Genomic DNA, 12457 nt, shown 5'->3' on the forward strand with positions numbered 1-12457 from the left:
GTCGCGACGTGTCCGCCCGGTCCTGGACCGGCCCTGGCACCGTCCGGGAGCGCTGCCCCGCGTCCTCGCCCGGGGGTATGCCGTGGTGAACGCTCACCTGCCCGGCTCCCCCGGCTCGGACGGTCCGGCGGCTCGTGCTCGGAGCACGGCTTGCTGGTCGCCGTCCCCCTCGCGTGCGGAAGCGAGTCCTGAGAGGTGGCCGTGTCCGTGAGGCGGCCCGGGGACGGCCACAGCCGCGTCGTCGGCGGGGACGTCCCCGCCTCCCCCGGCAGGATGGAGGCCTTCTCCGACGGCGTCCTGGCCGTCGCGATCACCCTGCTGGTCCTCGACCTGCGCGTGCCCGAGCCCGGCGGCGCCGCGGGCCTGGGGCACGCGCTGGTGGCACTGTGGCCCCATGCCGTGGCCTACGTCGTCTCCTTAGCGGCGATCGGCATCATGTGGATCAACCACCACGCGATGGTGCACCGGCTGGCGGCCGTGGACCACTCCGTCCACGTGCTCAACCTGCTCCTCCTGATGAGCATCGTGGTCCTCCCCTTCACGACCGCGCTGATGTCGACCTACCTGGTCGCGCCGAGCGGCGGACACGTCGCCGCCGCCGTCTACGCAGGGTCGTTGCTGGTGATCTCCGCGGTCTTCCTGGCGCTCGAGCGGCACCTGCTGGTGCGGCGGCCGCACCTGCTGCGCGAGCCCCTTTCCCGTGCCCAGGTCCGCGCAATCCTGTTCCGGGCCGGGCTCGCGCCTCCCGCCTACCTGGTCGCCGGCGCCGCAGGCCTGGTGACGCCGTACCTCACCCTGGCCGTCTGCGCGCTGCTGGGCACCTTCTACCTCCTCGCTCCACGGTCGAGCGGGGAGGCGGAGGCGCGCCCGACGAGCCCGAGCACCGAGGGGTAGGGGGCCCGCCTATAGGGTCGGAGGCGTGAGTCAGGGAGCACAGGCCGTGGACCGGGCCGCGAGCCTGCTGTCGCTCGTCATCCATGCGCCCGAGCCGGTCACCGCCGGCGAACTGATGGAGAGCAGTGGCCTGGCCCGCTCCACGGTGTCCCGTCTGCTCATGGCGCTGGAGCGCAACGGGCTGCTGGAGCGGGACCCGGAGGGTGCCTTCCGGGGCGGCGCGCTGTTCGCCCACTATGCGACCCGTTTCGACCGGACCGAGGCGCTTGTCACGGTCGCCCAGCCCTACCTGGAGCGGATCGCCGATCGCACCGGGGAGACCGTCAACCTCGGTGTGCCCCGCGGCGACTCGGTGGTGCACGCTGCCCAGATCGACTCGCGTTTCGTCGTGGGAGCAACCAGCTGGATGGGCATCGACGTGCCGCCGCACTGCTCGGCGCTGGGCAAGGCGCTCTACGCCGCCGGCGCGCTCCAGCTGCCCGTCGGGCAGCTGGAGCGCTGCACGTCGCGGACCGTCGTGGACCCGGACCAGATGCAGGCAGAGCTGGCCCGGGCGCGCGATGCCGGGTTCGCGGTGGCGTCCGAGGAGTTCGAGGAAGGACTGGACGCGGTGGCGGCGCCGGTGCTCGGCGCCGACGACGTGGTCGTGGCCGCGATCGGCGTCTCCGGACCGACATTCCGGCTGGAGAGCCAGCTGGACGAGATCGGCGCCCTCGTGCTCGACCAGGCCGAGCGGCTGGGCCGGGCCCTGCACAAGCTGGGCTGAGCGCGAGGGCGGTCAGTAGCGGAACACCGCTGCGACATCTTCCTGTCCCGGCACCAGAGCCTCCGGCAGCGCATGGATGCGCTCGAGGCCTGGGCGTGGTACCTCGGCGGGCAGCAACCGGATCAGTACGCGGCTCCTAGCCGCGCGGAAGACCTATCCGGTCTGCCGCCTGCCTTCATCGATGTCGGCACCGTGGACTTGTTTCGCGACGAAGACATCGCCTTCGCCCAGCGCCTGATGCAGGCCGGCGTCCCTACCGAGCTGCACATCAACCCGGGCAGTTACCACGCGTCGGAGACATTCGCACCTGAAGCAGCGCTCTCTCAGCGGATTTGGGCGATGCGGATCGACGCGCTCAAGAGAGGGCTTGCCTGAGCCTCCCACCCTTCGGGCCGCCACCCGTCGGCCTCGGCTGCAATTGGCGGCCACTCACGGCAAGGGGCCGGCAGTCCCCCGGGACCCGCGCCCGGCCAACTACGAGGCGTGCGCGCACTCGTGGCCCGGGACGTGGAGGACACGCGGGGCCGCATCAGCGCCAAGCGACTGCTGCCGTTGGCCCGCGCGGCCGGTACACCGGCTCGGGCCGCAACTTCCGCCGCCTGGTAGCTCAGGAGGCGAAGGCCTGGCGGCCGAGCACGGCCGGACCCGCCGGCCGGCGTCCTGGTCCCCGGGTGAATACCTGGTGATCGACGCCGGAGACGACGAAGCCCCTGACCGCGTTTCCGCTGATCAGGGGCTGTTTGCTGCTGGTGGGCGATACTGGGATCGAACCAGTGACCTCTTCCGTGTCAAGGAAGCGCGCTACCGCTGCGCCAATCGCCCTCGGTCGTGACGTCTGCACTGCTGCGAGGTGGCGACGGGATTTGAACCCGTGTGGACGGCTTTGCAGGCCGTTGCCTCGCCTCTCGGCCACGCCACCAGATGAGGCAACAAGGTGGTGGTGCCTCCGAGCGGACGACCGGCCTCGAACCGGCGACCTCAACCTTGGCAAGGTTGCGCTCTACCAACTGAGCTACGTCCGCGCTGCTCCACCGTCTCCGGTGGCGCGAGAGAAAACACTAGCCGACGTACCGGCCACCGCCAAATCCGGCCCTCCGACGCGCCGTGGGCCCATCCCGGAGGCCCGCGACCCTACGGTTCTGCCCCACAATGGAGCACGACGACGGGGTCGACCACCGTTCATCCCGTCCCGACTCGGAGGCACACCACCTGATGGACCTATGGCCCGGCAACGCCTATCCGCTCGGCGCGACCTACGACGGCAGCGGCGTCAACTTCGCGATCTTCTCCGAGCACGCCACCGCCGTCGAGCTGTGCCTCGTCGGAGAGCGCGCCAAGGAGGTGCGCGTCCCCCTCACCGAGGTCGACGGCTACGTCTGGCACGGCTACATCCCCAACTGCCAGCCGGGCCAGCGCTACGGCTACCGCGTCCACGGCCCCTACGACCCCCACCGCGGCCACCGGTTCAACCCCCACAAGCTGCTGCTCGACCCCTACGCCAAGGCGGTGAGCGGCCAGATCCGCAACCACCAGGGCATCTTCGGCTACGACTTCGGCGACCCCAACTCCTTCAACGAGGACGACTCGATCCTGCACACGATGCTCTCGGTCGTGGTCAACCCGTTCTTCGACTGGGGCCACGACCGGCCGCCGCGGCACGCCTACGCCGACAGCGTCATCTACGAGGCGCACGTCAAGGGCCTGACCATGCAGCACCCCGAGGTCCCGCCGGAGATCCGCGGGACCTACGCCGGCGTCGCGCACCCGGCCGTCGTCGAACACCTCACCCGGCTGGGCGTGACGGCGATCGAGCTGCTCCCGGTCCACCAGTTCGTCGACGACCCCCACCTGCAGGACAAGGGGCTGTCCAACTACTGGGGCTACAACACGATCGGCTTCCTCGCCCCGCACAACGGCTACTCGGCATACGGGCACCGGGGCCAGCAGGTCACCGAGTTCAAGTCGATGGTTAAGACCCTCCACGAGGCCGGCATCGAGGTCATCCTCGACGTGGTCTACAACCACACCGCCGAGGGCAACCACCTGGGTCCCACCCTGTCCTTCCGCGGGATCGACAACGCCAGCTACTACCGCCTCGTGGACTACGACAAGGCGCACTACTACGACACGACCGGCACCGGTAACAGCCTGCTCATGCGCAACCCGCACGTCCTCCAGCTCATCCTGGACTCGTTGCGCTACTGGGTCACCGAGATGCACGTCGACGGCTTCCGCTTCGACCTGGCGGCGACGCTGGCCCGGCAGTTCCACGAGGTGGACAAGCTCTCGGCCTTCTTCGACATCATCCAGCAGGACCCGATCGTCTCCCAGTCCAAGCTCATCGCCGAGCCGTGGGACCTCGGCGACGGGGGCTACCAGGTCGGCAACTTCCCGCCGCTGTGGACGGAGTGGAACGGCAAGTACCGCGACACCGTCCGCGACTTCTGGCGCGGGACCCCGGCGACGCTCGGTGAGTTCGCCTCCCGGCTGACCGGCTCGTCCGACCTCTACGAGCACAGCGGCCGGCGACCCCTGGCCTCCATCAACTTCGTGGTCGCCCACGACGGCTTCACCCTGCGCGACCTGGTCTCCTACAACGAGAAGCACAACGAGGCCAACGGAGAAGACGGGCTCGACGGGGAGTCGCACAACCGCTCGGACAACAACGGCGTCGAGGGCCCTACCGACGACCCGGAGATCAACGAGCTGCGGCTGCGCCAGCAGAAGAACTTCCTGGCCACCCTGATGCTCAGCCAGGGCGTGCCGATGCTGGCCCACGGCGACGAGATGGGCCGCACCCAGATGGGCAACAACAACGTCTACTGCCAGGACAACGAGCTGGCCTGGATGGACTGGGACCTGGACCCCGAGCAGGAGGACCTGCTGGAGTTCACCACCAGGCTCATCCAGCTGCGCCGCGAGCACCCAGCCTTCCGCCGACGGCGGTTCTTCGCCGGCCTGGCCGACCACGGTGGCCAGAGCGACCTGGGTGACATCATCTGGTACTCCCCCGACGGCAACCTGATGACCGACCACGGATGGCACACCACCACCCAGGCGGTGACGGTCTTCCTCAACGGCGAGGCGATCCAGGACACCGACCGGCGTGGTCGTCCGGTGACCGACGAGCATTTCCTGCTGCTCTTCAACGGTCACCACGACCCGGTCTCCTTCCGGATCCCCGAGGGCATCGACACCGCCGGGTGGACGGTCGTCGTGGACACCACCGGCGAGCTGGACCCGGGCGCCACGTGGGAGGGCGGCTCGACGCACGAGCTGCCCGGGCGCGTCGTGGTCGTCCTGCGCGGGACCCCCCGTCCTGACCTGCTGGAGGACTGAGCAGGTGAGGTATGCGGCCCGCGCTCGCGGGCCGCATACCTCACCCGCCGATCACATCGCCTGGAGACGCTCCTTGTTGGCCTCGACGTCGAAGTCGGCCTCCGGCCACCGCAGGTCGAGGTCGCGGAGGTGCTCGAGGAGGATCTGCTGGACGGCCAGCCGGGCGTACCACTTGCGGTCGGCCGGCACGACGAACCAGGGCGCCCGCTCGGGGCTGCAACGGTCCATGATCACCTGGTAGGCCTGCTGGTAGTCGTCCCAGAACTCGCGCTCGTCCAGGTCGCCGGGGTTGAACTTCCAGTACTTGTCCGGCCGCTCGAGCCGCTCCATGAGCCGCTCCTTCTGCTCGTTGGCCGAGATGTGCAGCATGACCTTGATGAGGGTGACGTCGTCCTCGACGAGGCTCTCCTCGAAGTCGTTGATCGTGGCGTAGCGCCGCTTCCACTGGGCAGGCGGGACGAGGTCGTGGACCCGCACGACGAGCACGTCCTCGTAGTGCGAGCGGTCGAAGACGCCGATCATGCCCGGCTGAGGCAGGGCGTTGCGGATGCGCCAGAGGAAGGGATGCTCCTTCTCCTCGGCGGTGGGCGCCTTGAACGCGGTGATCTGCGTGCCCTGCGGGTCGACCGCCCCGACAACGTGGCGCATGATCCCGCCCTTGCCGGAGGTGTCCATGCCCTGGATGACGAGCAGGACGCGGCGTCGTCCACCGGACCTGCTCTGGGCGTAGAGCCGCTCCTGCAGATCGTCCATCTCCCCGTCGGCGGCGACCAGCGCATCCTTGCCCTCCTGCTTGTCGCCGTCGAAGGCGGGCGTGGAGCGCTGGTCCACGTCCGCCAGGACGAAGCCGTCGCTGACCCGCAGCGCGTCGCTGAACGGGCTGCCGGACCCCTTCTCGCCCTTCTTCTTGTGCTTCTTCCCGTGCTTCTTGCCGTGCTTCTTCTTGGTGCCCATCGCCACATCGTGGCACGGCACGCCGACCGCTGCTGGGACGGACCGGAGGTCGGGCCATGATGTCTCCATGACGCGCACCGGATCAGGTCCCCTGTCCCCCGACGAGCTCGCCGACTGGTATGCCGAGCCCGCCGACCTCGGCGAGGGCACCTGGGTGCGCGCCAGCTTCATCACGAGCCTGGACGGTCGGGTGACCGGCCCGGACGGGCGCAGCGGGAGCCTGAACGCCGGCTCCGAGGGCGACGCCGCGGTCTTCGCCCACCTGCGCGAGTGGGCCGACGTGGTGGTGGTCGGCGCGGGCACGGTGATCGAGGAGGAGTACACCCCGCTGCCCGGCGTCGCCCTCGCAGTCGTCACCCGGGGCGAGGTGCTCCCGCCGACGCTCGCGCACACCGAGCCGGACGCGGGAGGGCCGGAGACGGGCGAGGTGGTCCTCGTCGGTGGGAAGGGCGAGCTCACCGCCGCCCAGATCCGGGCTGCGCTCGTCGAGCGCGGCTGGCGCCGCATCGTCGTGGAGGGTGGGCCGCACCTGCTGGACACCTGGCTCCGCGAGGGCCTGCTGGACGAGCTCTGTCTCACCGTCCGCCCGGTCCTGGCCGGCGGTGGCGGTCCCCTGCTCGTGGGACGCGACGTCGAGCTGGACCGGCTCGCCGGGGAGGCTACCCACCTGCTCACCTGGGGCGGGGACGTGCTCCTGCGCACCCGCCTGCGCTGAGTTTCCTCGACGCATCACGGTCGGCATCCTCCGTCTGCGGCCCTCCTCACCTCGTCGCGCTGCAGCTGGAGAGTGCCGTCGAAGGCGACGCCGGCGAGAGCCCCTCGGCCGGGGACCTCGCGTGCGACCCGACCGGGTGTGCAGGGGCTGGACTGGGCCATGTCGTCAGTGCTCCTTGCCGCTGGTCGACGGGTCACTACACCCGCACTCTGTGGAAGGCATCGTGCCTGGCCAGGGGTCTGTCGGTGGTCGGTGGTTGTGTGTGGGTATGTTGTTCAGGAGCAGTCGGGTGGGTGTCGGGACGGAGTTCTTCGACCCCGGCGACTGGCTGCTCGGGCCTTCGCCGGTGGGCGAGGCAGAGGTGGCTGCGGCGGAGGCGGTGGCGGCCGAGCAGCTGGCGACCTTGAACGGCCAGGTCGAGGGTGGTGACCCAGTCGAGGCCACCGGGTCGCCGGGCGCGGAGGCGGCGTGGGCCGACATCGTGGCGTCCCTGGCGGCGGACCCGCTGGACCCCGACGGGCTGGGTTGGGCACCGGAGGTGCTGTCCGCGTCGCTGTCGAGCGCCACCACGGCCTTGGACGTGGCGGCCGGGCTCGGCGACGCGGACCTGACCCGGGTCCTGGACGAGGGCCTGCGGGAGGCGGTGGATCAGGCCGCGCGGGTCCGCGTCCGCGGCGAGGGCCTGCTCTACGCCCTGGTGGTGCAGGTGCACGCCCGTGGCCTGCACACGGCGGTGGGCCTGTCGCTGGTGGACTGGGTCCGGGCCCGCTGCCCGCGGACCACGATCGCCGAGGCCTCCGCGCTCAAGCACGTCGTCGAGGCGGCCGCCCAGCACTGGGGCCGACCCCTGGACGCGGCGGTCCGGGAGGGGCGCACGTCGTTGTACCGGGCCGGGCGCATCGCCAAGGCGATGCTGCGCCTGGTCCGGGCGCTGGACCCCGACCAGGCCCAGGCCTACGCCCGGATCGCCACCGACGCGGCCTGTGACGCGAACATCAGTGATGCGGACCTGGGCAGGGTCTGCACCCGGCTGCTGACCGACCTGCTCGATGAAGCCCCGGACCAGGGCAAGGACCCCGACGACCACGACCGGCCCGACCCCGCACCGCAGGCGCTGCGCTCCTTGACCCGTCACCCCCTGGGTGAGGGCATGACCCGTTACGTCCTGGACGCCCCGGACGCGGACGCGGCCATGATCGAGGGCATCATGAACGGGCCCCTCGCGGCCCCCGTCCCCTGCCCCGAGGGTGGCAAGGACCCCCGGGACGCCGACCAGCGGACCTACGACGCGCTCAAGACCGTCCTGTCCCGTGGTCTGGCCAACCCCGGCGCGCCCGCCACCTCCGCCCGTGCCTCGGTGATCATCACCCTCAAGGCCGACCCCAGGACCGGCGAGCCGACCGGTACCGCGCAGGCCGCCACCGCAGGGACACGGTTCACCTCCAAGGCCGCCGGACGGTACGCGTGCATAGGGGACCTGACCCCGGTCGTCCTGGGTGAGATGGGTGAACCCCTCGACCTGGGCCGGACCAGACGCCTGGCCAGCCCAGGACAGTTCAAGGCCCTCCTGGTCCGCGACAAGACCTGCACCTACCCCGGCTGCACCGTCCCCGGGGCCTGGTGCGAGGCCCACCACCTGATCTGGTGGTGTCGCGCCGGCGACACCGACATCCTCGTCCTGGTCCTGCTCTGCCCCCGCCACCACACCACGGTCCACGACAAGGACCTGATGGCCACCGTCGTCGGCGACGTCGTCACCTGGCACCTCTGACCACCACGCCCCGACCCGGCCCAACGCGGGCCGGGACACAGGGGTGCCCAAGGAGCGCGCCCCGCCCACTGTCCGGCGCCGGTGGGGCTCTCCCGGCTCGCGCTGGGGGGACGTGGGGAGCGGCAGCCGCCGGGAGCCGCGTCTCACCGGAGGAAGCTGGCTACCAGGTCCTCCCACAACGAGGGGTTGGTGTTCCACTCCTGGCAGTGCCGGGCGCTGGGCCAGACGAAGGTGTGCACGAGCCCCGGCCGCCGGCGCGCCAGGTCCTGCGACGGTCCGAACGGCACGGTCTCGTCGGTGGCCGAGTGGATGATGAAGATCCGGTGGCTGAGCTCGTCGGCCCGGTCCAGCCAGTTGGTGGCCGCCACGTCGACCGGCTCGGAGATCTGCAGCAGCAGCCGCGAGAGCTTGCTGCGCAGCAGGCTCCGGGCCAGGTGGTCGATGGGCCGCGGGATGAAGTGCAGGTCGGCCTGGTGGGCGAGGACCGAGCCCCAGTCGATCACCGGCCCGTCCAGGACCACCCGCTGCACGCGGTGCGCGACGTCGGAGCGGTTGAGCGCCTGGAGCACGATCGCCCCGCCCATGGACCAGCCCAGCAGCACGAGCCGGCGGGCTCCGTGCGCCAGCGCGTAACGCATCGCCGCGTCCACGTCGCGCCACTCCGAGAGCCCCAGGCTGTAGCGGCCGTCCGCGCTGGGCGGTGCACCGATGTCGTTGCGGTACATGGGGATGAGGCTGGTGAAGCCCACCCGGTGCAGCACCGGCAGCGCCCGCAGGGTCTCCTCGCGCATGGCGCTGCGCCCGTGCACGAGGATCGCCCAGTCACCGGTGTCCTCCGTTGCGGCCGGTGGCACCCGCCACGTGGGCAGGTCTCCCACGTCCGAGGTGACGAGGACGTCCTCGTAGGGCAGGCCGACGGCGGTGCGGGGCGTCCCGCAGTAGTAGTACTTGTTCCACCGTGCGGGGCCAGGCTCCAGCTCGCCGAGGTCCACGCCGAGGAGCTCGCGGGTGACCGTCGCCGAGCGGCCGCTGCCGCCGGTCTCCACGACCTCCCCGACCCGCGCGTGGCCGGCACCCTTGTCCAGCCAGAGCCCGTAGCGTCCGGGGGTGAGCGTGGCCGGGGTCGCGCGCAGGGTCAGCGTCCCCTTCGCGACCTGGAGGACGGCGGTGTCGTCCTTCTTCTCGTGCTCGGGGGTGATGATCCGGTGCGCGAAGTAGGTGGCCGTCCCCATCGAGACCGCCCCGCCGAGGGCCGCCCCGCCAACCACGCCCGCCCCGACCGAGACCGCCCGGCGCAGGTCGCCGTTCACCGGCGCACCGCCAGGACGTCAGCGAGGTCATGGTCCTCGGGACGGTCGAGCTGGTCGTAGGTGCAGCTGGCCGGCTCCCGGTCCGGGCGCCAGCGCACGAACTGGGTGGTGTGCCGGAACCGCTCCCCCTCCAGGTAGTCGTAGCGGACCTCGACCACGCGCTCAGGGCGCAGCGGCACGAAGGAGAGGTCCTTGCCGCCGTTCCACCGCGAGCCGACACCCTTGGCCGGGGTCCGCTCGCCCTCGAGCTGGCGGGCCCAGTCCCACGGGTGCCCGTCGAGGTCGGTGACCAAGTCCTGCAGCTCGACGAAGAGCTCGCGGCGACGGGCCATCGGGAAGGACGAGGTCACGCCGACGTGGGCCAGCCGCCCGTCCTGGGTGAACAGCCCCAGCAGCAGCGACCCGATCGCCTCGTCGTCGCTCTTGTGCGTCCGGTAGCCGGCCACCACGCAGTCCGCGGTCCGCTCGTGCTTGAGCTTGGTCTGCACCCGCTTGCCCGGCTGGTAGGCCGCCTCCGGGTCCTTGGCGATCAGCCCGTCGAGACCGGCGCCCTCGAAGTCCGTGAACCACCGCATCGCCACCTCCTCCTGTGCCGTGACCGGCGACAGCCGCACCCTCCCCCGCCCGTCGGCCCGCAGGGACTCCCCCAGCGCTGCCTCCAGGCGCGCCCGACGCTCGCGGAAGGGCATACCCGTCAGGTCCTCGTCGCCGAGGGCGAGCAGGTCGAAGGCGACGAAGAGCGCGGGGGTCCGCCCGGCGAGCAGCTGGACCCGCGAGTCGGCCGGGTGGATCCGCTGCTGGAGCGCCTCGAAGTCCAGGCGGGTGCCGTCTGCGGTCGCGACGACGATCTCGCCGTCGACCACGCACCGCCGGGGCAGCTCGGCGCGCACCGCCTCGACCAGCTCGGGGAAGTAGCGGGTGAGCGGTCGCTCGTTGCGGCTGCCGAGCTCGACCTCGTCCCCGTCGCGGAAGACGATCGAGCGGAACCCGTCCCACTTCAGGTCGTAGAGCCACCCCTCGGGCAGCGTCTTCAGCGGCTTGGCCAGCATCGGCGAGACGGGCGGCATGACGGGCAGGTCCACGACGTCAGTCTGCCCCACCAGGCTGGCGGACCTTACGGCTCCACCCGGTTGCCGTGCGCGTCCCAGTTCCCGGCGACCTTCTTGCTGGGCTGCACGCGGGGCGGTTCCCCGGGCATCTTCGGGTGGTCGGGCGGGAAGTTGAGCTCGCCGAGCCCGCGCTCCAGGTCGGCCTCCCACAACGCGTGCGCACCGTCGATCTCACCGGGGTCCTCGTGCAGGCCGGCCCACGCGTCGCCGTGCTCGGCGAGCCACTGCGGGACCGTGCGGACGGTGAGCTCGCCGGGACCGTACTCCCCCAGCTGGTCCCAGGTCATCGGCACCGACACCGGCGCCCCGGGAAGGATCCGCGGGCTCCACGCCGACGCCAGCGTCCGGTCCCGGGTGGCCTGGTTGAAGTCGACGAAGATCCGGTCCCCGCGCTCCTCCTTCCACCACGCCGTCGTGACCAGGTCCGGCATCCGCCGCTCCAGCTCACGGGCCAGCCCGATGACCGCGTGGCGCACGTCGAGGAACTCCAGCCGCGGCCGCACCGCGGCGAAGATGTGCACACCACGGCTGCCGGTGGTCTTCACGAAGGGCGTGAGGCCCGCCTCGGTCATCACCTCGCGCAGCCCGCGCGCGGCCCGGACGACGTCGCCGAAGGCCCGCCCGGGCTGCGGGTCCAGGTCGATGCGCACCTCGTCGGGGTGGTCGTTGTCCCCGGTGCGCACCGGCCACGGGTGCCAGGTGACCGTCCCCATCTGCGCGGTCCACAGCAGGGTCGCCTCGTCGTCGACGACCAGCTGCGGGTGGCTGCGCCCCGACGGGTAGGTCACCATCGTGGTCCGCGCCCACTCCGGCGCCCCCTTGGGCGGGTTCTTGGAGTAGAACTCCTCCCCCTCGATCCCGCCGCGCACCCGCTGCAGGGTCACCGGGCGGTCGGCCAGACCGCGCAGCATCGGCTCCGCGACGGCGCTCAGGTATGTGGTGAGGTCGGCCTTGGTGATCGCGGCACCCTGCTCGGTGGCCGGCCAGACGACCTTTCCGGGACTGCTCAGCCGCACCTGCCGCGGCTTCCCGTCGGCGTCCTGGGTCGTGAGGGTCAGCGCGTCGGCCATGACGCCCACGGTATCGGCACCGCGGGGACGACACTGCGTCCCCGGCAACGGTTACGATCAGTCATGAACACCGTGACGGTGAGGGGGATGGACGAGAAGGTCCATCGTCGCCTCCAGCAGCAGGCAGCGGCCAACCGGCGGTCCGTGGAGGCCGAGGCGAGGGCGATCCTCACCGCGGCGCTGACCAGCGTCGCGCGAGCGGTCGCCGCGTGCCCCGGCCCTCTGACCGCCGGTGAGGACCGGGTCGCCGGGCTGGTGGCGCAGGGCTGGTCCAACCGGCAGATCGCCGACCAGCTGCACCTGTCCGAGCGGACCGTCGAGGCCCACGTGAGCGCGATCCTGCGCAAGCTGTGCCTACGCAGCCGGGCCGGCGTGGCGAGCTGGGTCACGGCCCGCACCCCGGCCCAGGACGGCGCCACCGGCACGAGCGTGCCAACATAGGTACTTCCACGGATGTCGCGCGACCGTGCCGCCGCTACCTTCGGCGGTAGCGTGCACGACGCCGGGGAGGGCCCGGGGGCCCGGCACG

At 71.5% G+C, this 12457-nt stretch carries 11 protein-coding genes and 3 tRNA genes; 7 read left to right on the forward strand and 7 right to left on the reverse strand.

Annotated elements, in window-relative coordinates; genetic code table 11:
- Positions 1-207 precede the first annotated feature (207 nt).
- The 3 genes from DV701_RS03495 to DV701_RS03505 all read left to right on the forward strand — a co-directional run bounded on the left by DV701_RS03495 (position 208) and on the right by DV701_RS03505 (position 2035).
- Positions 208-894, forward strand: a complete 687-nt coding sequence (locus tag DV701_RS03495; protein ID WP_162802768.1) for a TMEM175 family protein — start codon at positions 208-210, stop codon at positions 892-894.
- 25 nt (positions 895-919) lie between these two features.
- On the forward strand, positions 920-1660 hold the full coding sequence (locus DV701_RS03500) for an IclR family transcriptional regulator (protein ID WP_114927091.1): 741 nt from the start codon (positions 920-922) through the stop codon (positions 1658-1660).
- Between the two features lie 72 nt (positions 1661-1732).
- A complete protein-coding gene (locus tag DV701_RS03505; protein WP_114927092.1) occupies positions 1733-2035 on the forward strand; it encodes an alpha/beta hydrolase fold domain-containing protein in 303 nt (100 codons plus the stop codon).
- 372 nt (positions 2036-2407) lie between these two features.
- Here the strand turns inward: DV701_RS03505 and DV701_RS03515 are convergent.
- The 3 genes from DV701_RS03515 to DV701_RS03525 form a co-directional block, all read right to left on the reverse strand.
- A tRNA-Val gene (locus tag DV701_RS03515) sits at positions 2408-2482 on the reverse strand.
- A gap of 26 nt (positions 2483-2508) precedes the next feature.
- Positions 2509-2579 (reverse strand) — tRNA-Cys (locus tag DV701_RS03520).
- Positions 2580-2609: 30 nt separating this feature from the next.
- A tRNA-Gly gene (locus tag DV701_RS03525) sits at positions 2610-2682 on the reverse strand.
- A gap of 190 nt (positions 2683-2872) precedes the next feature.
- Here DV701_RS03525 and glgX point away from each other — a divergent pair.
- On the forward strand, positions 2873-4999 hold the full coding sequence (gene glgX, locus DV701_RS03530; RefSeq protein WP_114930700.1) for a glycogen debranching protein GlgX: 2127 nt from the start codon (positions 2873-2875) through the stop codon (positions 4997-4999).
- A gap of 51 nt (positions 5000-5050) precedes the next feature.
- Here the strand turns inward: glgX and DV701_RS03535 are convergent, their stop codons facing one another.
- Positions 5051-5953, reverse strand: coding sequence for a polyphosphate kinase 2 family protein (locus DV701_RS03535; RefSeq protein ID WP_114927093.1), 903 nt, complete (start codon positions 5951-5953; stop codon positions 5051-5053).
- 67 nt (positions 5954-6020) lie between these two features.
- Here DV701_RS03535 and DV701_RS03540 point away from each other — a divergent pair, with 67 nt between their 5' ends.
- Positions 6021-6668: a dihydrofolate reductase family protein gene (locus DV701_RS03540; protein ID WP_114927094.1), complete on the forward strand. Its 648-nt coding sequence runs from the start codon at positions 6021-6023 to the stop codon at positions 6666-6668.
- A gap of 289 nt (positions 6669-6957) precedes the next feature.
- On the forward strand, positions 6958-8439 hold the full coding sequence (locus DV701_RS03545; protein ID WP_114927095.1) for an HNH endonuclease signature motif containing protein: 1482 nt from the start codon (positions 6958-6960) through the stop codon (positions 8437-8439).
- Between the two features lie 143 nt (positions 8440-8582).
- On the opposite strand, the gene DV701_RS03550 is transcribed toward DV701_RS03545, so the two are convergent.
- From DV701_RS03550 to ligD, 3 genes are read right to left on the reverse strand one after another with little or no spacing between them, the layout of a single operon-like run.
- A complete protein-coding gene (locus DV701_RS03550; RefSeq protein ID WP_228255201.1) occupies positions 8583-9749 on the reverse strand; it encodes an alpha/beta hydrolase family protein in 1167 nt (388 codons plus the stop codon).
- On the reverse strand, positions 9746-10831 hold the full coding sequence (locus DV701_RS03555) for an ATP-dependent DNA ligase (RefSeq protein WP_114930704.1): 1086 nt from the start codon (positions 10829-10831) through the stop codon (positions 9746-9748). Before DV701_RS03555 ends, DV701_RS03550 begins: the two co-directional genes overlap by 4 nt.
- A 32-nt stretch (positions 10832-10863) precedes the next feature.
- Positions 10864-11928, reverse strand: a complete 1065-nt coding sequence (gene ligD, locus DV701_RS03560) for a non-homologous end-joining DNA ligase (RefSeq protein ID WP_114930706.1) — start codon at positions 11926-11928, stop codon at positions 10864-10866.
- A 63-nt stretch (positions 11929-11991) separates the two neighbouring features.
- Between ligD and DV701_RS03565 the strand changes: the two genes are divergently transcribed.
- Positions 11992-12369, forward strand: coding sequence for a LuxR C-terminal-related transcriptional regulator (locus DV701_RS03565; protein WP_114927096.1), 378 nt, complete (start codon positions 11992-11994; stop codon positions 12367-12369).
- The last annotated feature ends 88 nt before the right edge of the window (positions 12370-12457 follow it).

This window comes from Ornithinimicrobium avium (genome assembly GCF_003351765.1).
Classification (GTDB): domain Bacteria; phylum Actinomycetota; class Actinomycetes; order Actinomycetales; family Dermatophilaceae; genus Ornithinicoccus; species Ornithinicoccus avius.

Excerpts from the sequence above, each read along its gene's own strand:
- DV701_RS03505 (WP_114927092.1), top strand. The coding sequence starts at position 1,733 with ATGGATGCGCTCGAGGCCTGGGCGTGGTACCTCGGCGGGCAGCAACCG.
- glgX (WP_114930700.1), top strand. The coding sequence starts at position 2,873 with ATGGACCTATGGCCCGGCAACGCCTATCCGCTCGGCGCGACCTACGAC.
- DV701_RS03535 (WP_114927093.1), bottom strand. The coding sequence starts at position 5,953 with ATGGGCACCAAGAAGAAGCACGGCAAGAAGCACGGGAAGAAGCACAAG.
- DV701_RS03540 (WP_114927094.1), top strand. The coding sequence starts at position 6,021 with ATGACGCGCACCGGATCAGGTCCCCTGTCCCCCGACGAGCTCGCCGAC.
- ligD (WP_114930706.1), bottom strand. The coding sequence starts at position 11,928 with ATGGCCGACGCGCTGACCCTCACGACCCAGGACGCCGACGGGAAGCCG.
- DV701_RS03565 (WP_114927096.1), top strand. The coding sequence starts at position 11,992 with ATGAACACCGTGACGGTGAGGGGGATGGACGAGAAGGTCCATCGTCGC.